The organism is Planococcus sp. VCh962, assembly GCF_057748275.1.
This window is the reverse complement of record NZ_JBYLHS010000001.1, coordinates 1,448,431-1,471,173: the sequence shown is the minus strand read 5'-3', so window position 1 is coordinate 1,471,173 and position 22,743 is coordinate 1,448,431. Positions and strand designations below refer to the sequence as shown.

Annotated in this window: 20 protein-coding genes, 2 pseudogenes and 1 riboswitch; of the genes and pseudogenes, 13 read left to right on the top strand and 9 right to left on the bottom strand. The window is 43.1% G+C overall.

Translation table 11 applies throughout. The features are described from left to right. Positions 1-126: 126 nt before the first annotated feature. The 3 genes and pseudogenes from AC3AQ9_RS07415 to AC3AQ9_RS07405 form a co-directional block, all read left to right on the top strand. On the top strand, positions 127-771 hold the full coding sequence (locus tag AC3AQ9_RS07415) for a hypothetical protein (RefSeq protein WP_488306780.1): 645 nt from the start codon (positions 127-129) through the stop codon (positions 769-771). Between the two features lie 142 nt (positions 772-913). Beyond that, complete coding sequence (locus tag AC3AQ9_RS07410; RefSeq protein WP_488306779.1) at positions 914-1,081, top strand: hypothetical protein; 168 nt, start codon at positions 914-916, stop codon at positions 1,079-1,081. Positions 1,082-1,145: 64 nt separating this feature from the next. Beyond that, positions 1,146-1,406 (top strand): annotated as a pseudogene (locus AC3AQ9_RS07405) (AAA family ATPase); the annotation flags it as partial. A gap of 123 nt (positions 1,407-1,529) precedes the next feature. Here AC3AQ9_RS07405 and AC3AQ9_RS07400 read toward each other — a convergent pair. The 3 genes from AC3AQ9_RS07400 to yidD all read right to left on the bottom strand — a co-directional run bounded on the left by AC3AQ9_RS07400 (position 1,530) and on the right by yidD (position 3,299). Further along, positions 1,530-1,901: an iron chaperone gene (locus AC3AQ9_RS07400; protein ID WP_488306778.1), complete on the bottom strand. Its 372-nt coding sequence runs from the start codon at positions 1,899-1,901 to the stop codon at positions 1,530-1,532. A 99-nt stretch (positions 1,902-2,000) separates the two neighbouring features. Next, a complete protein-coding gene (locus AC3AQ9_RS07395; RefSeq protein ID WP_488306777.1) occupies positions 2,001-2,981 on the bottom strand; it encodes a metal ABC transporter solute-binding protein, Zn/Mn family in 981 nt (326 codons plus the stop codon). An 87-nt stretch (positions 2,982-3,068) separates the two neighbouring features. After that, positions 3,069-3,299 carry a membrane protein insertion efficiency factor YidD gene (gene yidD / locus AC3AQ9_RS07390; protein WP_488306776.1) on the bottom strand — a complete coding sequence of 77 codons (231 nt, stop codon included), beginning with the start codon at positions 3,297-3,299 and terminating at the stop codon, positions 3,069-3,071. A 106-nt stretch (positions 3,300-3,405) separates the two neighbouring features. On the opposite strand from yidD, the gene AC3AQ9_RS07385 reads away from it, so the two are divergent. The 3 genes from AC3AQ9_RS07385 to AC3AQ9_RS07375 all read left to right on the top strand — a co-directional run bounded on the left by AC3AQ9_RS07385 (position 3,406) and on the right by AC3AQ9_RS07375 (position 5,137). Further along, the gene (locus AC3AQ9_RS07385) at positions 3,406-3,852 is read left to right on the top strand and encodes a Dps family protein (RefSeq protein WP_488306775.1); all 447 of its coding nucleotides are present in this window, start codon (positions 3,406-3,408) and stop codon (positions 3,850-3,852) included. A 66-nt stretch (positions 3,853-3,918) separates the two neighbouring features. Then, a complete protein-coding gene (gene ytkD, locus AC3AQ9_RS07380; RefSeq protein ID WP_488306774.1) occupies positions 3,919-4,377 on the top strand; it encodes an RNA deprotection pyrophosphohydrolase in 459 nt (152 codons plus the stop codon). Next, positions 4,358-5,137 carry an alpha/beta hydrolase family protein gene (locus tag AC3AQ9_RS07375; RefSeq protein ID WP_488306773.1) on the top strand — a complete coding sequence of 260 codons (780 nt, stop codon included), beginning with the start codon at positions 4,358-4,360 and terminating at the stop codon, positions 5,135-5,137. Before ytkD ends, AC3AQ9_RS07375 begins: the two co-directional genes overlap by 20 nt. A 172-nt stretch (positions 5,138-5,309) precedes the next feature. On the opposite strand, the gene pckA is transcribed toward AC3AQ9_RS07375, so the two are convergent. Next, positions 5,310-6,899 carry a phosphoenolpyruvate carboxykinase (ATP) gene (gene pckA / locus AC3AQ9_RS07370; RefSeq protein ID WP_488306772.1) on the bottom strand — a complete coding sequence of 530 codons (1,590 nt, stop codon included), beginning with the start codon at positions 6,897-6,899 and terminating at the stop codon, positions 5,310-5,312. Positions 6,900-7,135: 236 nt separating this feature from the next. Beyond that, a riboswitch (SAM riboswitch) is annotated at positions 7,136-7,248 on the top strand. A gap of 197 nt (positions 7,249-7,445) precedes the next feature. On the opposite strand from pckA, the gene metK reads away from it, so the two are divergent. Beyond that, positions 7,446-8,657, top strand: a complete 1,212-nt coding sequence (gene metK, locus AC3AQ9_RS07365) for a methionine adenosyltransferase (protein WP_488306771.1) — start codon at positions 7,446-7,448, stop codon at positions 8,655-8,657. Between the two features lie 49 nt (positions 8,658-8,706). Here metK and AC3AQ9_RS07360 read toward each other — a convergent pair whose 3' ends face one another. After that, on the bottom strand, positions 8,707-9,240 hold the full coding sequence (locus AC3AQ9_RS07360; RefSeq protein WP_488306770.1) for a gamma carbonic anhydrase: 534 nt from the start codon (positions 9,238-9,240) through the stop codon (positions 8,707-8,709). A gap of 103 nt (positions 9,241-9,343) precedes the next feature. Here AC3AQ9_RS07360 and AC3AQ9_RS07355 point away from each other — a divergent pair, with 103 nt between their 5' ends. Both AC3AQ9_RS07355 and AC3AQ9_RS07350 read left to right on the top strand, forming a co-directional pair. Then, on the top strand, positions 9,344-10,147 hold the full coding sequence (locus AC3AQ9_RS07355; protein ID WP_488306769.1) for an alpha/beta fold hydrolase: 804 nt from the start codon (positions 9,344-9,346) through the stop codon (positions 10,145-10,147). 18 nt (positions 10,148-10,165) lie between these two features. After that, entirely contained in the window at positions 10,166-11,203 is a 1,038-nt protein-coding gene (locus tag AC3AQ9_RS07350) for an LLM class flavin-dependent oxidoreductase (RefSeq protein ID WP_488306768.1), read from the top strand. 149 nt (positions 11,204-11,352) lie between these two features. Here AC3AQ9_RS07350 and AC3AQ9_RS07345 read toward each other — a convergent pair whose 3' ends face one another. Both AC3AQ9_RS07345 and AC3AQ9_RS07340 read right to left on the bottom strand, forming a co-directional pair. Beyond that, entirely contained in the window at positions 11,353-12,504 is a 1,152-nt protein-coding gene (locus AC3AQ9_RS07345) for a M20 family metallopeptidase (RefSeq protein WP_488306767.1), read from the bottom strand. 379 nt (positions 12,505-12,883) lie between these two features. Next, a complete protein-coding gene (locus tag AC3AQ9_RS07340) occupies positions 12,884-14,086 on the bottom strand; it encodes a cation:proton antiporter (RefSeq protein WP_488306766.1) in 1,203 nt (400 codons plus the stop codon). A gap of 253 nt (positions 14,087-14,339) precedes the next feature. Here AC3AQ9_RS07340 and uvrA point away from each other — a divergent pair, with 253 nt between their 5' ends. The 3 genes and pseudogenes from uvrA to AC3AQ9_RS07325 all read left to right on the top strand — a co-directional run bounded on the left by uvrA (position 14,340) and on the right by AC3AQ9_RS07325 (position 19,684). Then, on the top strand, positions 14,340-16,793 hold the full coding sequence (gene uvrA / locus AC3AQ9_RS07335; protein ID WP_488306765.1) for an excinuclease ABC subunit UvrA: 2,454 nt from the start codon (positions 14,340-14,342) through the stop codon (positions 16,791-16,793). A 436-nt stretch (positions 16,794-17,229) separates the two neighbouring features. Next, complete coding sequence (sstT, locus tag AC3AQ9_RS07330; protein WP_488306764.1) at positions 17,230-18,501, top strand: serine/threonine transporter SstT; 1,272 nt, start codon at positions 17,230-17,232, stop codon at positions 18,499-18,501. Positions 18,502-18,931: 430 nt separating this feature from the next. After that, a pseudogene (locus tag AC3AQ9_RS07325) lies at positions 18,932-19,684 on the top strand (DUF4386 domain-containing protein). A 164-nt stretch (positions 19,685-19,848) separates the two neighbouring features. Here AC3AQ9_RS07325 and mnmM read toward each other — a convergent pair. Both mnmM and mnmL read right to left on the bottom strand, forming a co-directional pair. Continuing rightward, entirely contained in the window at positions 19,849-20,412 is a 564-nt protein-coding gene (gene mnmM, locus AC3AQ9_RS07320) for a tRNA 5-(aminomethyl)-2-thiouridylate-methyltransferase MnmM (RefSeq protein ID WP_488306763.1), read from the bottom strand. After that, positions 20,409-21,362, bottom strand: coding sequence for a tRNA modification radical SAM protein MnmL/YtqA (gene mnmL / locus AC3AQ9_RS07315; protein WP_488306762.1), 954 nt, complete (start codon positions 21,360-21,362; stop codon positions 20,409-20,411). The genes mnmM and mnmL overlap by 4 nt, the downstream gene beginning before the upstream one ends. Positions 21,363-21,518: 156 nt before the next feature. Here mnmL and AC3AQ9_RS07310 point away from each other — a divergent pair, with 156 nt between their 5' ends. After that, positions 21,519-22,712 carry an MDR family MFS transporter gene (locus AC3AQ9_RS07310; protein ID WP_488306761.1) on the top strand — a complete coding sequence of 398 codons (1,194 nt, stop codon included), beginning with the start codon at positions 21,519-21,521 and terminating at the stop codon, positions 22,710-22,712. Positions 22,713-22,743: the final 31 nt, after the last annotated feature.

Below are 22,743 nucleotides of genomic sequence, written 5' to 3'. Positions count from 1 at the left end.
TTATGCTAAATCTGCTTATGAGCAATGAAGGAATTGGAACTTAATGCATGGAAATCCAGTCTTACTCAGAATAAAGGTGTAAGCTAATTCCATCCAAGCTCATTTCATTTGAAAAGGGGTGTTTGCTTGAAGAAAGCCATTCAGGTTGCATTGGTTATTTTCGCTTTCATTGGAATCGCAATAGGACTGTTAATTGTTTCGTTTGTTTGGGGCATGAAGCCGGATAAAGATGAAGAAGAAAAGATTATAAATCAGGCGGAAGTATATATAGAAGAAAATTTTAATGAGAACTTTGAAATATACGACGTTTTGTATGATAATATGGGCAATTTTACGTTTGAATATGCAGCAAAGGTTCGCCACAAAAAGGATTCTGTAGAATTTCTGATTTATTATGATGAAGAAAACCAAGGAATGGTAGATACATTTGTTTCTAAGAAATGGGCAGCTGAATTGGAACGTGAAATTCGTCCGTATATACAACAGCAGTTTGGAGAAACAACCGAATTCCATGTCTTTTTTGATGATTTGATCGGCCGTGAATTGGCTATCGATCCTTTACATCCGGGGAGCTATAAAGAGTATGCTGTCAACCCAGTTGTCCGTCTATCCATTCCAAGAAATAAAGAAACTGAAGATGAGCAGCGGTTTGCAGAATTTATTTCTTTTCTTCAAAATAAAGGCCATTTGCAGCATGGCATATTAATTGTGGGGTATGTAGCCGAAACGGGAGAAATATTGGAAGATGAAGAGTGGAGTAAAGAATTTTGATAGAAGGAATGATAGGTAAACACATCTTCTTTGCTGGAGGATGTGTTTTATTTTATAAATAGGGGTACTGGAAATTGAAACTATTTCCAGCTGTTTTCGTATATAATCTATTGAATAAGAGAACTTAAGAGGAGGCAAGATTTTGAGTACTTTAATAGCTCTTTCTCCATTATTGTTTTGGATTGTTTTAGTTCTCATCATTGGTGCGGTTTTAGTTTTGGTAAAGAGAAAGTCTGCTCCTCAAAAAAGCTTGGAAGCCCGCATTTCAGTTCTAGAGGAAGAAGTCCGGCGTTTAAAGAGCAAAGAATAAGACAGTCGCTGAGGTGAGCGTTTGCGGTGGATTGCTTCTGTATTAATGATTGGTTTTACCTTTCGATCAGCCGGAAGCGGCATTGTCGCCGCAGCGCCAGCTGACGTTCCTGCGCATACTGCATGAATTGGTGCAACAGGAAGAATGCCAATTTATCATCGCCACGCATTCCCCGATTCTTCTGGGCTATCCAGACGCCCAGATTTTAAGTTTTGACGGCGAAGCCATTGAAGAAATCAGTTATGAGGAAACAGGCCATTATAAAATTACGAAATACTTTCTGGATCACCGGGAAAAGTTTTTAAAAGAGCTGCTGAAGGATTAATTTATGCAGAAGAAACTAAGCTCAGAAAATGAAATGAAGATTTGCTCATATGCAAAAGCAAACAGCCAATCTGCCATCACAACTTTTAGTTGAAGTGATGACAGATTGGCTGTTTTATTGCGGTTAGTTTTTGGATTTTTTCAGATTTTCTTCTACTCTGTACCTGACAATTTGCCGGATCAGATCTAATGGCAAAGGGTCATGCAACGGAAATTGGACGGACCCCTTGGCGCTTTTATACTTGGATAATTCATTTTCAAAAGCGGTGATGCCGGTGGGTGTAGGATAAAAGCCGATATGATTTTTGAAAGCTGCAAAGTGGACAAGGTTTCCGTGCAGATAAAATGTCGGCATTTGATAACTGATTTTCTCTTCTGCTTGAGGAGCCTCTTCTTTGATCAGTTTCCGTAAATTTTCAAGCGTTTCCTGGATATCCATAGGGCATTGGGCGATGTATTCATCAACTGTTTTCACGGCGTCTTTTTCAGATTTCATAACTTCTCCTTTCTGTGAACTTTGATGGTGCAACCATTTCTAATTTCATTATAAACAAAAAAGGGCGTACTCCTATCGGAATACGTCCTTCTGCGGCCTTTATTTCAATACTGTTTCCAAGGTCTGTAAGTTCTTTTCCATCAATGTGAAATACGTTTCACCGTTGTCGATATTTTCTTGCGTCAAGACGCCCAAATTATGCATTTGAACAGCTTCTGCACCCACTTCTTTTTGAATGACTTTGGTTAGATTCGAAGAAACATTCTGTTCAAAAACAATATACTGGATATCTTTTTCTTTTGCCATATCAACAATTTCAGTCAGTTCTTTTTGAGACGGCTCATCCTGGCTGTTTAGTCCGGCTACTGCCACTTGGTTAAAGCCATATGGTTCAGCAATATAGCCAAATGCTGAATGAGAAACAAAGAAAGTATCCTTATCGACACGTTTGGAAAGGTCGGCGAACGACTGGTCCAATGCTTCAAGCTCAGTTATTAATTGAGCGTAATTGCTTTCGTAAGTTTCTGCACCTTCCGGATCCGCTTCAGTCAATGAATCTTTGATGGACTCCGCTAATTTTTGGCTAAGAACAGGAGACATCCACACATGCGGATCTGTAGAGCCATGGTTATGGCCTTCGTGGCCTTCTTCATGGCTTTCTTCTGCGTGGCCCTCTTCACTATATTCTTCCTCAGAATGGCTGGCAGCGGCCAGTTCTTCATCGCTAATAGAATCAGCAGTAGCGATAAATTCAACATTCTCATTGCTGAGCGTTTTTTTCGCACTGTCAATGAATCCTTCCAAACCTAAGCCGATATAGAACATCAAATCCGCTTCTGCGAGCGCGATCATGTCTTGCTGTGTAGGTTCAAAGCTGTGTTCGTTTGCCCCAGCTGGATAAACCGATTCGACAGAAACACGTTCACCGCCAATGCGTTCAGTAAAATATGTAAGCGGATAGACAGTCGTTTTGACTTGCAGTTTTGAATCATCTTCAGCTTCAGTTTGCGTTTCACCTGCAGGATTGCCGCAGGCAGCCAATATAAGAATAAGGACAAGTAATGGAATCAGTTTTTTCATTTTATACCTCCAAATTGTAACGATTACGTTTTGAGAACAAAATGAATGTTACACGATTTCTTTTGAAAACACAAGAAAAACCACCAATTATTTTTTTGGTGGCCATTTTTCCGGAACAAAGTCGACTCCGCCTTTATTGAATGGATGGCATTTCAGGATACGTCTAGCTGTTAAATATCCTCCTTTTATAGCACCATGCTTTTCAACTGCTTCGATTCCATAATGGGAACAAGTCGGGTAAAAACGGCAGCTTGGAGGGGATAAGGGAGAGATGAACCGCTGATAAAAGCGTATGATCTTAAGCATTATGGTCTTCATATGGGGTCAGCTTCTTTCTGAAGAATTGTCATTATGTTTATTGTAAGCAGAAGAGAGGTATAAATAAAGTATGTTAGCTTATTAAAAACAATGGAGAGTGATTTGAATGTCAACGGAATTAAACAAGGAATTAAACGTGCAAGTCGCAACATGGTCAGTAGTTTACACGAAATTACATAACTTTCACTGGTATGTGAAAGGCCATCAATTCTTCACTTTACATGTGAAATTTGAGGAATTGTATAATGAGGCAACTCAATATATGGATGAAATTGCGGAGCGGTTGTTAGCTCTTGGCGGCAAGCCGGTGGCTACCATGAAAGAGCAGTTGGAACTGTCGGTGGTAGATGAAGCCACAAGCAAAGAAGATTCAGATGCAATGGTGAAGACGGTTGTGTCTGACTACGATAAAATCATGAAATCGTTGAAAAAAGGCATGGACCTGGCAGCAGAAGACAATGATGATATGACAGAAGACATGTTGAATGCTATTCACCAAAACTTAGAAAAACATTCTTGGATGTTATCAGCATTTTTGGGTGAAAAGAAGTAAAATAGAGATACAGAAGCGTACACTGTTAATCAGTGTACGCTTTTCTGATGTCCAAGAGGTGAATGTATGGAATACATAGACTTGAACGGCAATCTGTGCAAGCTGTCTTTTGAGCTTGGAATCTTTCCGCTTGAAAGCAGACATGTATTGGTGATCTGCAAATATGGCGGCAAGTGGGTGCTGACAAAGCATAAAACACGCGGCCTTGAATTCCCAGGCGGCAAAGCAGAGCCTGGCGAAAGTTTAGCACAGGCGGCGGTTAGGGAAGTATACGAAGAGACCGGTGCTGTAATCGGCAATTTGGAATGGTTTGCCGAGTATATGATTTTTTCAGAAAAACCGTTTTGCAAAACCGTTTTTATTGCAGAGGTAGAACGGTTGGAAACCATCACTTTGATGGAAACCGAAGGAGTTGTTTTAATGGAACAACTTGATCTTAATGATAGGTTCAGTTTTTTGATGAAAGACGCAGGAATGAAGGAAATTATAAAGAAGGTGAAGCAACTTGGAAAATGGGACGATTGAATCGAAAAAAATCTATCCATCGCCAAATCCGAATGTCCGGCTGACAGAAATCGTATATTGGTCAGATGGCCTAAAGGTGAAAGGTCTGCTGGCTGAACCGAAAAAGCCCGGCAATCGGGGCGGCATTCTTTATCTAAGGGGCGGCATCCAGTCAATTGGAATGGTGCGTCCTGCCCGAATCGCTCAATTTGCAGCTCAAGGGTTTGTCGTATTTGCTCCATATTATAGAGGCAACCGTGGAGGGCAAGGCCGGGATGAATTTGGCGGAGCAGACAGATGGGATGCAGTATACGCAGTGGATGTATTAAAGAAATTCTGCAACGAAAGGGTACATATTCTGGCTTTTTCACGTGGTGGCATCATGGCTTTATGGACCGCTGTGTTAAGAGAAGACATCACATCAGTTGTAACTTGGGCAGGCGTGACCGATACGGTCTTAACCTATAAGGAACGGCCTGATATGCGGCGTATGATGAAAAGGTTATACGGAGGCACACCCAATACGGCTTTGACCGCTTATGAAGAGCGTAATCCTTTGCTGCGGCTGGATGAAGCGAAAGCCCCTGTTTTAATTATTCATGGCCTTAAAGACGAGAATGTATCCCCGGGACAAGCATATCTACTGGAAGAAGCATTAAAGATGAACAGCCATCCGCATGAAACTTGGTATTTTCCGGAATACACCCATTTCTTCCCGCCAGCTGCCAACCGCAAAACTGTAAAAGCACTGACAGAATGGATGAGAAGGCAGGAAAAGTGATGGCCGAAAGCAGTTCGGCCATCACCTTTGCGACGAAGCTAGCGAAGCGATGCAGAGAAAGAGACAGATGCAAGGGCTTCAACCAAGATCGATTTAATATGTGAATTAAGGGAGTTTATAAATTTTTATTGAAAAAAGCTATCCACAAAGGATAGCTTTTTTAACATGCTTATTAGATTTTTGCCGGGCCGCCTTGAACGCTGATGTCAGCTGAAACGGTGCCGAATTTTTTGAAGTTGTCCTGGAATTTCTGTGAAAGTTCTTTTGCTTTTTGGTCGTAAGCTTCTTTGTCTGCCCATGCATTGCGCGGGTTCAAGATGTCAGAAGGAACGCCGGTTATTTGTTTTGGAATTTGCAGACCAAAGATTTCTTCTTGATCAGTCTCAATGTCATGAAGTTCACCTTTGATTGCAGCGCGCACCATTGTGCGTGTGTATGATAACTTCATACGGCTGCCGACTCCGTATTCGCCGCCAGTCCAGCCCGTATTCACAAGGAATACATCAACACCGTGCTCGTCGATTTTTTGTCCAAGCATTTCAGCGTATACTGTCGCATGCAATGGAAGGAAAGGTGATCCGAAGCAAGTTGAGAATGTTGCTTCCGGCGAAGTAACGCCGCGTTCTGTTCCAGCTAATTTAGAAGTGTAGCCGCTTAAGAAATGATACATGGCTTGTTCTTTCGTCAATTTGCTGATTGGAGGCAATACGCCGAATGCATCAGCCGTCAGGAAAACGATCGTTTTCGGATGTCCTGCTACCGAAGGATCCACAATATTGTCAATTGCCTGGATCGGGTAGGCTGCACGCGTGTTTTCAGTCAATGATCCATCGTGATAATCCGGAATGCGTGTTTCTTCGTCAACGACAACGTTTTCAAGAACAGCACCGAAACGGATAGCATCATAGATTTGCGGTTCGTGTTCACGGGTAAGGTTGATTGTTTTCGCATAGCAGCCGCCTTCAATATTGAAGACACCGTTATCCGACCAGCCGTGCTCGTCGTCACCGATCAGTTTGCGGTCTTCATCTGCTGATAAAGTTGTTTTTCCTGTCCCGGATAATCCGAAGAATAATGCTACGTCGCCTTCGTGGCCAACGTTAGCTGAACAGTGCATAGGAAGGATCCCTTTTTCAGGCAAGATGTAGTTCATGATGGAGAAGATGGATTTTTTCATTTCGCCGGCATACTCAGTGCCGCCGATCAAAATGATTTTTTTCTCCATTGAAACGATAATGAACGTTTCAGAATCCGTGCCGTCTACTGCCGGATCAGCTTGGAATGTTGGAGCATAGACAACTGTAAATTCCGCTTCATGCGCCGCAAGCTCTTCTGTGGTCGGACGGATGAATAATTGGTGGGCGAACAGATTGTGCCAAGCGTACTCATTGATCGTTTGGATAGCCAAACGAGACTCTGGGTCTGCTCCTGCAAAGCCTTTGAAAACGTATAAAGCATCCTGTTGTTTCAAATGCTCAATTACTTTGTTATATAAGTTTTCAAAAACATCAGAAGAAATTGGACGATTGACAGGGCCCCAATCAATTTTGTCTTTTGAAATGTCTTCTTCTACTATATACTTGTCTTTAGGCGAGCGGCCTGTGTATTTGCCGGTTTCGGCTTTGACAGCACCTTCTCGAGTCAATACGGCTTCCCCACGTGATGTTGCTGCTTCCACTAATTGTGGAACTGAAAGCTGGACGTGCACATTTTGGCCATTTAAAAGATCCTTTAAGTTGTTTGCGAAGTTCACTGGATTCATTTATATGTACCTTCCTTTTCGGTTATTCCCATGGTGATGGGGAGGATGTATATTCGAACATTAGTATAACACATTAAGACCATTAGTCTATACTAATAACTGATTGTAATGAAAAAAATACATTTAGTGATCTTGAGCAATGTATTGTGACCGATTAATGATTTTATATGGGCAGATTGGTGGAAAAACGTTGACATAACATTATACTTTCCGTATGATGAAAAATTGAACGGATACTCTTATTCCGAGCTGGTGGAGGGGACAGGCCCTATGAAACCCGGCAACCTGCTGCAGATTGCAGAGAAGGTGCCAAACCTGAAGCAAGGAACTCAACCTTGGACGATAAGAGTGAAAGGTGCTTATGATGATTTCTCCTTTCCACATGCAAATGATGGATGGGATTTTTTTATGAAATTGCCCTTAATCCTCGTGTACAAAGGCCACAACGGCTTGAAGTTCAATCCTCAGGGAACGGACTTGACATGGGAAACGAGTACCGTATCAATTTCGAGAGCAATCTCGCAGGATATAAGGAGGAAACACATTTTGAAAAACCGTCGATTATTCACATCAGAATCAGTAACAGAAGGACATCCGGATAAAATCTGTGACCAGATTTCAGATGCCATCCTGGATGCCATTTTAGCAGAAGATCCCAATGCACGAGTTGCATGCGAAACCACTGTAACGACAGGGTTAGTGCTTGTTGCAGGGGAGATTACAACTTCCACTTACGTTGATATCCCGAAAGTAGTACGTGAAACAGTACGGGAAATCGGCTATACACGAGCTAAATATGGCTTTGACTCAGAAACAAGCGCAGTTCTGACATCTATCGATGAGCAATCACCGGACATCGCTGCTGGAGTAAACGTAGCGCTTGAAGCACGTGAAGGCCAAATGACTGATAAAGAATTAGACGATATCGGAGCAGGAGACCAAGGTCTGATGTTCGGATTCGCGTGCAACGAAACTGAAGAGTTGATGCCTCTTCCGATTTCTTTAGCCCATAAATTAGCACGCCGATTGGCTCAAGTGCGCAAAGAAGAAATTCTTCCTTACTTGCGTCCGGATGGCAAAACACAAGTTACCATCGAATACGATGAAAACAATAAACCACTTCGCGTAGACACCATCGTTATTTCCACCCAGCATCATCCGGAAGTAACACTGGAACAAATTCAGCGCAACATCAAAGAATATGTCATCAATGAAGTTGTTCCTCAAAACTTGATCGATGATGAAACAAAATACTTCATCAACCCGACTGGCCGTTTTGTAATCGGTGGGCCGCAAGGTGACGCAGGCCTTACAGGACGAAAAATCATTGTTGATACTTACGGCGGTTACGCACGCCACGGCGGTGGTGCATTCTCCGGTAAGGACGCAACAAAAGTTGACCGTTCAGCAGCTTATGCAGCTCGCTATGTAGCGAAAAACATCGTTGCAGCAGGACTTGCCGACCGTTGTGAAGTGCAGTTGGCATATGCAATCGGTGTAGCTCACCCGGTATCCATCGCATTTGATACATTCGGAACAGGCAAAGTCGATGAAGAGACTTTAGACGATCTAGTCCGTGCAAACTTCGATTTGCGCCCGGCTGGAATCATCAAAATGCTCGATCTTCGCCGTCCAATCTACAAGCAGACTGCGGCGTACGGACATTTCGGCCGTACGGATATCGACCTTCCATGGGAACGTACAGACAAAGTGGATGTTCTTAGAGAACAATCAGGCATCTTCAAAGGCCAAGCATAAATACAAAAAAAGACGATCAGGCATTTATGCCGATCGTCTTTTTGTATTGTTATTTCTCTTGTTCCAAATAATTTTTTTGCAGGGATTTATAATAAGCGCCTTTTTCAGCATATTCCCGGACAATGCGTTCCATGTCCTGCTTATCATCTTCCCGGAGTTCACGGACAACTTTTGCGGGCCGCCCGAGCGCAAGCATGCCAGGCGGAATGACTTTTCCGGGCGGAACGAGGCTGCCGGCTCCAATAAATGCGCCTTCACCGACTTCAGCACCGTCTAATATGATAGACCCCATGCCGATCAAAGCGCCTTTTCGGATAATGCAGCTATGAAGTGTCACTTGATGGCCGATGGTGACGTTGTCTTCAAGAATTAACGTTTTCCCTGGACTTTGGTGCAGCATGCACAAATCCTGGATATTGGTCTTATTGCCGATAATTGTGGGAGCTACGTCGCCGCGTATGACGGTATTGAACCAAATGGATGATTCCGCTCCGATGGTCACGTCTCCGGTGACAGTTGCATGGTCAGCGATGAACACCGACGGATGAATAGATGGATGCTTGCCGTTGAATGGGTAAATCATGGAAAACCTCCGTTAAAAAAGATAAGATATCTATAATCGTATCAAATTCGTTGCAAAGGTCAAATTTGATATCTCTCCAGTCGAAAAGAAAGGGGTGCAGTAGATGTGGAAATGGGAAGCTGAAGGACAAGCAAAAGCTGTTATTGTACTCGTACACAACGCTTACGAGCACCATCTTCGCTATGCTTGGCAAATTGGGCAATGGCGCTCTGAAAGTTTCCATGTCATTATGGGTGATTTGCCCGGCCATGGCAAAGGCGCACCGGCAAATCAGCCGCATCAAGAATCTTATTCAGCATATGAGGAATCGGTCCGGACCTCCATACTGGCTGCTTTAGAAGAACAGCTGCCCGTGTTTATCGTTGCCCATGGCCTTGGAGCAACTCTTGTTATGAATTTCTTAAGCAAGAACCCTTATCCAATAGCCGGTGTCGTCTTTAGTTCTCCTTGGCTGCGTTTAATAAAAACTCCTTCGAAATTTTCGACTGCATTGACAGGACTGCATAAACTGACCTCCAACATGACAATCGAGCACAACATCCACATCCATGACTTAACGCGCAATAAAGAAGTAATTGAACAGGAAAAAGACGACTTGCTGTACAACCCCAGTGTGACGGTAGGATGGTACCATGAATTGCAGACTTATTTGAAACAAACAGTTCAAAGTATTGGACAATTTCCGGATATCCCGATTTTTATCCACACAGGCGAAGTTGACGCGATAGCAGACCAAGCCTATACAAAGAACTGGCTGAAGCAGCAGGAATTGAAAGAATTCAGCTTTAAAGAGTGGCCACGGTGTTATCATGATCTTTTTCAGGAACCGGAGAGGGAAGATATATTCATATCCTCTCATTTATTCATCAAGAATGTTTTGCGTTCCCTTGGTTATGTAGTGACTTAAATAGGAGGCAATAAATTTATGGCACCATTGAAATACAGTATCTTGGACCAATCGCCGATATCAGAAGGCAGCTCACCGCAAGAAGCTTTGAAACAGACAGCGGTACTGGCACAGAAAGCGGAAGAATGGGGGTATACCCGGTTTTGGGTTTCAGAGCACCACGATGCCACAACGCTTGCCGGCTCTTCCCCTGAAGTGTTGGTTGCACACCTTGGTGCTTTGACCACTACCATCCGCCTTGGGTCAGGCGGTGTCATGCTGCCGCATTATTCAGCGTTCAAAGTAGCGGAAAACTTCAAGCTGCTCGAAGCGCTTTATCCGCAACGGATTGATGTGGGAGTGGGGCGGGCACCAGGCGGCATGCCACGAGCAAGTTATGCCCTGAATGAAGGGCGCAAACGGGACGTCAGCCGCTTTCCGGACCAAGTAGAGGAATTACGGATGTACTTGACGGATTCTATTCCGAAAGATCATTCCTATTACGGTATGAAAGCGACGCCTGTGACAACTTCAGCTCCCCCGATCTGGATACTTGGGACTGGCCAAAGTTCAGCCGAACTGGCAGCAGAAAAAGGCCTTTCTTATATGTTTGCCCAGTTCATCAACGGAGAAGGGGGGCAGAGGTTTTCACGGGCCTATCGCAAACACTTTGTATCAAAAGATGGCAGTAGACCTTACCAAGGTGTAGCTATATTTGTTGTCTGCCAGGAAACAGAAGAACAGGCAGAACGCGTAGCTTCTTCGATGGATCTGGCTCTTGCGATGGGTGCCCAGGGCATGCCGTCAAAAGGCACGCCGCCGCCGGAGAGGGCTATGAATTATCCCTATTCTAAATTTGAACGGCTGCTGGTTGAAGAAAATCGCAAGCGGATGATTGTCGGGACGCCTGAACAAGTGGTGGACAGGCTGGAAGAACTGGCTGCAGGTTATGCCGCGGATGAAGTGATGCTCGTGACCATTGCTTATGATTTTTATGACAAATTGAAATCTTATCAATTGATTGCAGAAGAAATGCAAAAGCGTGAAAAGAGCAGACGACCGCAGAAATGGATTTGATGATTTAACAGATTTAAATTATTTGCCGGGAAGGTTTTCATTAAAAGTCCGGCTGAAACTGAAAGTATAATTTTATATTTCTATTCTCAAAAACCGAGCACTCTTCAGTAGAAGACTGCTCGGTTTTTTCATTTATAACGCTATTGCAATTACGTTAAAAACTTTTTTGCAATGTCTTGATAGAGTTGAATGCTGCTTAAGTATTCAGCTACTTCTACATATTCGTCCGGTTGATGAGCGAGCTTTGTATCTCCCGGACCTAGCACAATAATAGGAAAGTCCTTTTTCGCTTGTGAGAATTGTGAGCCGTCCGTATAACCGGTCATTCCGCCGAGCTCAGCTGTTCTGCCTGAAGCTTTGACGGTGTCTTGAACCAGCTGGACAAAAGAATCCACACTTGTCGTTTTCAAAGAAGGCTGGTCGTTCAATATCCGGATATCAGCTTTAAGATCCGGATATCTTTTTTTCGCTGATTGTATGACTTGTTCAATTTGCTCGATGATCTGTTGATGGTTTTGGGAAGGGACCGTACGGATATCGATATTCACTCGACATTGGTCCGGCACAACGTTCGTGTTGGATCCGCCGCTGATGACGTTGATGCTGAAAGTAGCGCCGCCCAGCAAGTCATCTTCTTCAAATTGCAGCTTAAATTCCTCATTTAATAATCTATGGATGATTTCGCTCATATGAATCACTGCATTCGTTCCCATATCAGGCATCGAGCCATGAGCGGTTTTTCCATAAGTGATAATTTGCGGCCACAATGCACCTTTATGGGCAATCTTGATTTGATTTCGAGTCGGTTCCGCCACAATCAAGGCATCCAGTGGATCAGCATAACCGAGTGCCGTCAGCTGTTTGGCGCCGACCGCTCCCGCTTCTTCACCGACTGTGGCTAAAAGCGTAATACTGCCTTTTTTAGGAAGGCCTTCTTTTTTCAGCGCAACCATAGCGAGCACGCATGCAGCAAGTCCGCTTTTCATATCGCAGGCACCGCGCCCATAAATTTTGCCGTCTTGTTCTTCAGCTGCGAAAGGATCATGCTGCCATTCGATTTCCCCTGTCGGGACAACATCCATATGGCCAGTAAAACCAAGGGCAGGACCCTCTTCCTCACCTTTTAAATGAGCAATTAAATTTGCGCGATTGTCATCATATTTCACAAACTCGTTGTCAATGCCATGATCATCAAAAAGGTTTTTCAATATTTTTGCGACCTCTGTTTCATTTCCGGGAGGATTGATACTTTTGATTTGAATTAATTCTTTTAAAAATGATTTTGCTTGTTCCTGATTCATTTAATCACCTCAGATGTTAATTTACCCTTCTTTTAGAAGATTAAGCGCTGGAAAATTAAGCCATGGCGATTTGTATTCATGAGAATCAAAGAATTATAATAAATCAAAAAGAATTAAAGCAGAGTAAATATACTATTTCATATCTGGGAAAACTAAGTTTCATAGAGAAAAACACTCCGGAAGGGGACAGAATGTTGGGCGGAACTAAAGTTCTTCATGTTTTGCCTACTACTTCTTTTAGCTTTTGCGAGGGATAGGAACAGAAGATCTTCGGTATGATGAAGCTGAAAAAAGCGGCGATACGGAAGAACGGTTGTCTTATTTAAAAAAGCCGGAGCTCATTTTCATGAAAGCTCCGGCTTTATTTATTATTGAAGAGTTATCCGCTCTTTTTGTTCAGAAACTTCGTCAGCGGATATATTCCGACGCTTTGCAGCACGAGCGAAAGAAGGACAGTGGCAAACGCCAGAGAGATGATAAGCTTATCTCCACCCGAAACAGTGCCTTCAAGCCAAAGCAACAACGCAATAGACATGCTTCCTTTAATTCCAGCCCAAGTCAGCAATGAAGTCGCAGACAAATCATTTGTAAACTCATTTCTCCACGCTGGAACCGTATAGATAAAACCGCCGAGTACGATGAAACGTGCGACAATCGATAAGATAAAAATAATAACTGCTAGCCACCAATAAGGGAAAGCTAAATAATCAGTAGCTTGAATCCCAATCATTAAGAACAGTATGGATAGGACCGACGGAATGATGATATCCCAAAAACTGTCCAGAGAATCTTTCATATGATCGTCTTTGATGACTCTTCCAAATTCATAAGCGAGCGTGATACCTGCCACCACTGTGGCGAGCACTCCTGATACCCCGACAGCTTCAGCAATATAAAATCCCCCGTAGGCGACGATGATCGATAACATCACTTGATATGTTCTTTGGTGAGTAAAATGAATCGCTTTACTTAGCAGCCAACCCAAAACGAGCCCGATGGCAATGCCGCCAATTGAAACGAGCAAAAACTCACTGACAAATTTGCCGATCGAAAAGCCATTTCCAGTTTCAAACATCGACAGGAAAATAGTGAAGATAACGACACTCGTTCCGTCATTGACCATTGATTCGGCTTCTACGACATCCGCGATTTTTTCCTCTCCCGTGCTTTGTTTTAAAATAGCTGTAACGGAAACGGGATCTGTCGGAATGAGGATTGCCGCCAGCAAAAATGAAGCGGTCATTGACAGCTCAACAAACGGTGCACTGACCAAGTAAATGCCGAATCCCAGCAATAAGGCAGTCGCCATCAAGCCGAACGTGCTGAGCACGGCGATTATACCGGCATTCTTTTTCAGTTGCTTGAGCGGGAACTGATAAGCGGAAGTGAAAAGTAGTGCCGGGAGAAAAACATTGAATATAATATCCTTTGAAATGTGGAGCGAATCAAAAAATGGAATAAAAGAAAGCCCGATGCCAATCAATACAAGAACAACCGGAACCGGGAAATATTCGCGTTTTAAATCGATGGTGTAGATGATATAACCGATAAATAACAACATAATGATTTGATGAGCAACCAAGCAAAATTCCTCCTTCGCTAACTCTATAATGAATAAAAATAAAAATATCCTCTTCAGTTTATTTAACTGAACAAGGAAACTATGAAAAATGCCATATGACACTCACATTCCCGCTAACTGCCGGGTTAAACAAAAAGGAAATTTTCTTTAAAAAAGGAATTATGCTGTTCTTCTAAATTTACATATAAACCAAAACCTTTTTCCATTATGATAAGAAAAACTATTGAACAATTCCTGTAGAGGAGGAGAAGGCATGACAGACTTTATTCAGATTAACGAGGCTGCGGAAAACAATTTGAAAAACATCTCGGTGAATATACCCAAAAACAAGTTTGTGGTGATTACGGGCCCTTCCGGCTCCGGCAAATCAACATTGGCAATTGATATCCTCCAGCGGGAAAGCCAGCGGCAGTATTTTGAAATGAACGGCATGACGACCAATTTCATCAATAAACCAAAAGTCAGGTCGATTATCGGGCTGTCGCCGTCTGTTGGAGTTGGCCAAAATACGACTGCCAACCGCAATCCCCGTTCTACAGTGGGGACGGTTACGGACATGTATACGTACTTGAGGGTCATTTATGAAAAATTAGGAGAGCGGGAATGTCCGAATTGCCATGCCATGGTAAAAAAGCCAACCGATTTGGACGAAGGAAGTCCCGTGATGCCATGTTCCAACTGTGGCTTTAAAATGAAAAATCTGAACAAAGCCCATTTTTCATTTAATACTTTGGAAGGGGCATGTGAAACTTGCCTTGGTTTAGGCAAAACATTGAGCATCCGGAAAGAACTGGTATTTGATGAAGAACGAAGTTTGAATGAAGGAGCTGTAGCAATCTGGTTCCAAAACATCATTGATTATTACGGCCTTGTATTAAAAGCGGCAGCAAAACATTATGGATTCGAGTTTGATATGGATTTGCCGTTAAAAGACTACAGCCCGGAACAGCGGGACTTGCTGTATTACGGGGTGGAAAGCGATCAGTTTAAGGAACATTTTCCAGATATAGCTCCTCCAAAAACAACCAATAAAGGCAAGTTTGAAGGGATATTGACAGCTATGTGGAGGAGATATAGAGAAAGAGAAGGCGTTTCAAACGAAGCCGTCTATTTTTATCATCAAATATGTCCGGAATGCCGTGGTGAAAAATTAAAAAGAGAAAGCCGCCAAGTGTTCGTGGCCAGCAAGTCAATCTCTGAAGTTTCCCGGATGCCGCTGGATGAAATCCTTGGATGGGTCCAGGAAATAGCAAGAGAATTAGAGGAGAGGGAAAGTTCCATTGCCAGATCACTTGTTTTTGAATTGAAAGTGAAAATAGAGCGGATTGTTAGTGTCGGACTAGGCTACTTGTCCATGGACCGGCAATCGGTCACGTTATCGGGAGGAGAATCACAGCGTCTTCGGTTGGCAACCATTCTTGGTTCTGCTTTGTCCGGGGTTCTCTACATCCTTGATGAACCAACTGCGGGCCTTCATCCAAAAGACACCGAAGGGCTCGTGAATGTCTTAAAACAATTAAGGGATCTCGACAATACGGTACTGGTGATTGAACATGACGTGGATGTCATGGAACAGGCAGATTGGATTGTAGATATTGGTCCAGGAGCAGGACTGCGGGGCGGTGAAATCGTCGGACAAGGAACTTTGGAATCCTTGATGGCACAGGAACACTCGGTAACCGGAGCCTATTTAAAAGAAACCTATCACCCGAAGCAGGAGCGAAGAGCCGGCAATGGCCAAATAATCACCGTCTATAACGCTGTTAAAAATAATTTGAAAGACCTTACGGTTTCATTTCCGCTTGGCTGTTTTATCGCTGTAACGGGTGTATCTGGCTCTGGAAAATCTTCGCTGCTTTTTGATGTTGTGGCAGCAAGTGCGGAAGAAGACCATATAAAAGAAGGCTACAGCAAAATTGAAGGGATGGAAGCGATTGACCGGATCGTAACAGTCGACCAATCCGCGCTAAGCAGAATGCAGCGATCCAATGTCGCCACGTATACGGAAGTTTATACATTGTTTCGAACTCTTTTCGCCAAACTGCCGGAATCGAAAGAGCGGCAGCTGACCGCAAAACATTTCTCTTTCAATACAGAAGGCGGACGCTGTGAGCATTGCCAAGGGATGGGGTATGTTTTTGTCAATATGCATTTCCTGCCGGACTTGGAAGTGATCTGTCCGGTGTGCAGCGGAAAACGGTTTAAAGAGGAAGTGCTGGAAGTGATGTATCAAGGACATTCCATTTCAAGCATTCTGGACCTCAGCATTGAAGAAAGCACGTTGCTGTTTTCAGAAAATAGGAAAGTGATGGCTACTATAAATTTGCTGCTTGAAGTGGGACTCGGCTATTTGAAATGGGGGCAGACGCTTACGACATTGTCTGGCGGGGAAGCTCAACGGCTTAAACTCGCCAAGGAGTTGAACAAACCGGCGAAAGGGCAAACTTTATATATTCTGGACGAGCCATCGACCGGCTTGCATCCGAATGATGTCAAACAGCTGCTCTTATTGCTCAATAAACTGGTGGACGCCGGCAATACGGTAATCATTGTCGAGCACAATACGGAAATGATCCAGGAAACCGATTGGATCATCGACTTGGGGCCGGAAGGAGGGGAAGCGGGGGGCTATATCGTAGCGGAAGGGACGCCGGCACAAGTCGCCAAAAATGCGGGCTCTTATACGGGAGCATACTTGAAAGTTTAATCGAGAAGTGGAGCTTGTGGGACCAATTCAAACTTGATCAGCTTTTCGGTAGTTACTAACTGATCATGCAAACGTTTCTTCGGGAAATTCTTTTAGTTATAAAATACATGGCAAATAAGGGGCACATATAATATTTTTTAACACTTTTAGAGATGTTTTGTGCATTATTCTTCTTTTTTTGGAAGTGCTGTTAAAAACGTGTCCGAAAAATCAAAAAGATAGAAGAGGAGAGTAAAAAAACATTAGCTATATTGCCTAAACCGTGGTAAATTAAAAATTGATTTTAAGAAATTTTTGTTTAATTCGTTCTTTTCTTTGAATAGAACATAATTAAATTTAAAATTTCCAACTGTTCAAGGAGGTTACTTGCTAAAAAATTAATTGCACAGTAATGGTTGGGGTGTAGCATCAAGAGAAATTACCAGGGGGAATTTTAATGAAAGTATTGAAAATGTGGAATCAGATAAGTATCGTAAAACAAATAATGATTGGCTTGGTTTTTGGGATTATTTTGGCTATTGCAGTTCCTGAAGCAGCCAAATCTTTAACTATTTTTGGCGCATTATTCGTAGGCGCATTAAAAGCAATCGCTCCTGTATTGGTGTTGTTCTTGGTTATGGCATCAATCGCTCAGCACAAAAAGGGCCAACAAACAAATATGAAGTCAATTGTATTCCTTTACCTGTTAGGAACTTTTTTAGCGGGATTAATAGCGGTAATCGCTAGTTTTATTTTCCCCGTAAATATAGCTCTTACTCAGGGGGTTGAAGACATGGCGGCTCCTGGAAGTGCGATTGAAGTTATTAAAACTTTGGTATTGAATGTTGTCGATAATCCGGTCAATGCGCTGATTAATGCAAACTATATCGGTATTTTAGCTTGGGCGATTGTACTCGGGCTGGCGTTGAGAAATGCCGCCGATACCACAAAAAATATAGTGTCTAATTTCTCGGATGCGGTTGCCAAAGTGGTCGGCTGGGTTATTAAGCTTGCACCATTTGGTATCATGGGTCTAGTGATTGAGTCGATTACGACAAATGGTCTTGAATCGTTGTTAAGCTACGGGAAATTGCTTATTCTTTTGATTGGATGTATGCTTTTTGTGGCTCTTGTAGTCAATCCGATCATCGTCTATATCAACATCCGCAGAAACCCGTATCCACTTGTATTTAGATGCTTACGAGAAAGCGGCATTACCGCATTCTTTACACGCAGCTCGGCAGCGAATATTCCTGTGAATATGACATTGTGCGAAAAGCTAGGTTTGGATAAAGACACTTATTCCGTATCTATCCCATTAGGCGCAACAGTCAATATGGCTGGGGCGGCGGTTACGATTTCTGTATTGACCCTTGCTGCAGTGCATACACTTGGCATCCAAGTGGACATTCCAACTGCTATTATCCTGAGTGTGTTGGCAGCTATATGTGCTTGTGGCGCTTCTGGCGTTGCAGGAGGTTCCCTTTTGCTGATTCCATTAGCATGTAGCTTATTTGGAATTCCTGCGGATGTAGCTATGCAAGTCGTAGGTGTAGGTTTCGTCATCGGGGTACTGCAGGATTCATTTGAAACTGCGCTTAACTCGTCAACAGACGTCCTTTTCACTGCGACAGCTGACTATAAGAAGCGTTTAAATGAAGGTGAAGCAGTGAAGATCAATCAAGCATTTGACATCAATAAATCTTCCAAAGATTTGGTGGAGAGTTGAACTAATTTAGCAATCAAAATTAAATGAAAATCAAAGAGGGCAGCCAGCTTGGGATCAAGCTGGCTACCTTCTTATTTTTTGCTTTTTTAGGTTATCTTCGCGATAGCATTTGAGAAACGGCGCATGTCCGCAAAGTGATTGGGCATCTTTACGAACAGTCGTAGTTGTTTAAGAAAAAAAGTTAATTAATATTGCCAATTATACCTTTTAGGTATAGTGTTAAATTAAAAGGTTTCAGAAAATTCTGTTTATTAGGAAGGTGAGTCGAAGATTTCATAAATCCAAAAACTTTATATTCCTTATTACCAGAAGTCATGGAAGTTTTAAAGTTTAGTGGCATTATATGGGGTGTTAAAAACATCGGTGCATAAAACAACTGTTTTATATTGCTTTGTCAATTGTTGAATTCAAAAAAATTGGAGAGATCAAAATGACAAGCATTATTGCCGAAAAATCACATCTTTTTTATGCAAGAGTCGCTGGACTTGGATTGCTGATAGTAATTCTAACCACCTTAATTCTCAATATGTTCGTGTTCGGAAGCTTGTTTATACCAGGAGATGCAGCAGCAACTGTAACTAGCATTACTGCGAATGACTTGTTATTCCGTTTAGGAATTGCAGTTTTTAGCCTCGTTATTATTTTGGAGGTAGTCGTAACTTAGGCACTTTATATTTTACTAAGACAGGTAGATAAGAGCCTTGCCTTGCTGGCGGCATTGTTTAGGTTGATCTACACCGCAACTTTAGCAGCATCTATTTTTAATTTTTTAAGTTTGTTGCAGTTGATTCAGCAAGAAATCTACTTGGAGGTGCTGGAAACAAACCAATTCCATGCACAGGTGATATTCTTAATGGATGCTATTTATCATGGCGGATTCATCGGACTCGTTTTTTTGGGCTTTCATTTACTCCTTCTCGGATATTTGGTTTTTAAATCAGCGTTCATGTCCAAAATCATTGGAATATTGGTGATGCTGGCAGGTCTAGGCTATCTGTTCGATAACTTTGCCTTGTTATTGGTTGCCAACTACCTCGAATACGAAACTATATTTGTTCTGGTGCCATTCTTTCTTGGAATAATAGGGGAACTAGCATTAGCCATATGGCTATTGGCAAAAGGAAAGAAAATATCAGAAATGGAGCCGACGAAAGCTAACTATGAAGAAGGAGTGAATCCATGAAAGCCGGTGACCATAAAACACGTAGACCTTAATTTGAAATACTAATGTAAGGGAAGCAGTTAACATATCAGGACTTTTCAGAAATTCAATTCTATCCATCAGTACGCAGATTTAAAAACACAAAAGAGAGCAGCTGGCTTAATTAAAAGCCGACTGCTCTTCTTTTATTTCTTCTTTTGCTTTTTCTCGATCGCCACCAAAAATGGCGGCGAATGGCGCTGGTTGATAAATTCGTATTTCAAAACATCAAATGAAACTTGCGGCAGACTTCGGACAAATTCCATGACGGCATCCCGTTCTTCACTGCCGCCGTCGTGGCCGCTGTAAATGACGACAAGCAGCAGCCCCTGTTCTTCCAAAAGGCTTAAACATTGCTCCATTGCCGCCAAAGTGCTTTGGGCTTTCGTGATGATGCTGTGGTCGCCTTTTGGCAGATAGCCGAGATTGAAGACAGCTGCTGAAATAGGGGCGGACACATACTCGCTGATTTTGGCATGGCTGTCATGAATCAATTCGATATGCGTAAATTCTTCCGTGCGTTTTCGAGTAGCATCGATTGCCTCTTGCTGGATATCAAAAGCGAAAACCTGACCTCTTTCACCGGTCAACCCCGCAAGAAAATGTGTATCGTGTCCATTTCCGGCAGTCGCGTCAATGACTGTATCTCCCGGACGGACCGTTTGTTCCAATAAACTTTTTGTAAAAGGCAGTACTCGCTGCAGCGTCATGCTTCAACACGCTCCGTATAAAATTTTCCTTGCCAGCTATTGCGTGCTTCCAATTCTGCGTCAATGCCATTCAGCACATCCCATTTATTGGCGCTCCACATCGGTCCAATCATCAAATCAATCGGTCCGTCTCCTGTAATGCGCTGGACGACCATTCTCGGCGGCAGGACTTCAAGTTGGTCGGCAACAAGCTGAATGTACTCTTGCTTGCCCAAAAATTCAACCATCCCTTTTTCGTATTGTTTCACCATCGGCGTCCCTTTCAGCAAGTGAAGCAAATGGATTTTGATTCCCTGGACATCCAATTTAGCGACTTCCCGGGCAGTTTCCATCATCATGCCGCGGTCTTCAAGCGGCAAGCCGTTGATGATATGTGTGCAGACACGGATTCCGTGCTTGCGGAGTTTGGTTACTCCTTCGACATACGTATCGAAATCATGTGCCCGGTTGACAAGCAATGTCGTCCGTTCATGGACGGTCTGCAAACCAAGTTCCACCCAAAGGTATGTGCGTTCATTCAGCTCCGCCAAATATTCAACGACATCATCGGGCAGGCAGTCGGGGCGAGTCGCAATACTAAGCCCGACAACATTTTCCTGTGCGAGCGCCGCTTCGAATTTTTCTTTTATGACCGAGAGCGGCGCATGGGTATTGGTATAGGCTTGAAAATACGCCATGTACTTGCCGTCTTTCCATTTGCGATGCATTTTTGTTTTAATCTTTTCAAACTGGACGGCAATCGAATCGACCCTGTCACCGGCAAAATCACCGGATCCGGCAACACTGCAGAACGTACAGCCGCCAAAAGCGACGGTGCCATCACGGTTCGGGCAGTCAAAGCCGGCATCGAGTGCAATCTTCATCACTTTCGAGCCGAAGTGGTCCCGCAAATGGCGGTTCCAGGTATAATAGCGTTTTCCATCTGATGCAAAAGGCAAGGTGATTTCCATTACAAACAACTCCTCTGAAAAGTATTGTATCATGCCCCGAAAAGAGGCGACAACGCCTGAAAAATCTGATTTTACGGGAGTCGAAATATTTTTCTTGTGGGAAGGAATTAAAAGGAATACAATATCTTTTGGAATTGGAAAAAAGGAGGGAGTGCGGTGCCAAAACGCGTCTGGCTATTAATCATCGGAATGCTCGTCAACGTAACGGGAAATTCGTTTTTATGGCCTTTAACTGCAATATATATATATGATCATTTAGGGAAATCTTTGTCGATCGCCGGACTCGTTTTAATGGCAAACGCAGGAGCTGCCGTAATCGGAAATTTGCTTGGCGGAGCAATTTTTGATAGATTTGGTGGCTATAAGTCCATCATCAGCGGAATTATTGTAACTATCCTGGCTTTGGCAGGGCTTACCATATGGCATGAATTTTTGCCGTTTGTCATCTTTTATACGATTATTGGTTTTAGTGGAGGAATTGTCTTTCCAAGCATGTATGCCATGGTCGGGACAGTTTGGCCGGAAGGCGGGAGAAAAGCTTTTAATGCCATTTACTTGGCCCAGAATGTGGGCGTGGCAATCGGACCGGCAATGGCCGGTTTTTTAGCTGCCTATAGCTTTGATTACATATTCGCCGCAAATTTGGCAATGTACGTCCTGTTTTTCTTTATCGCATTATTTGGATTTAAATCGATGTCGATTTCTCCTTCAGCACATACTTCTGTATTCAATGAAGGAAAGAAAATACGCAATCGCGCACCTTTTTATGCATTGTTGATTGTCTCCATCGGGTATTTTCTATGTTGGATCGGTTATGTGCAATGGCAGTCGACCATTTCCGCTTATACACAGGAAATTGGCATTACGCTAACGCAATATAGCTTTTTATGGTCATTGAACGGCTTCTTGATTGTGGCTGGCCAGCCGTTTATTCGGCCAATCATGAAAAAAATTGAAGATAATATCAAAAGCCAATTGGTGATCGGTATCCTGATCATGATGGTTTCGTATATCGTCGTGGCGTTCGCACAGGATTTTTCAATGTTTATTGCCGCAATGGTGATATTAACAATTGGAGAAATGTTTGTTTGGCCCGCAGTTCCGGCGCTGGCCGATCAGTTGGCGCCAAAAGGCCGTGAAGGCTTCTATCAAGGAATTGTCAATAGCGTTGCCACAGGAGGGCGTATGGTTGGACCTCTGATTGGCGGCGTGATGGTCGATTTATATGGCATGCCGGCATTATTTATACTGGTGACTTTATTGGTGGCGGTGGCCATCGTGACATCTTTGCTATACGACCGCCCATTAAAGCAAGCACAGGAACAGAGTCTGCAGGAAAACTTGAATTGAGTTATCCCGAGCCGAAAGATAGAGGGAACTC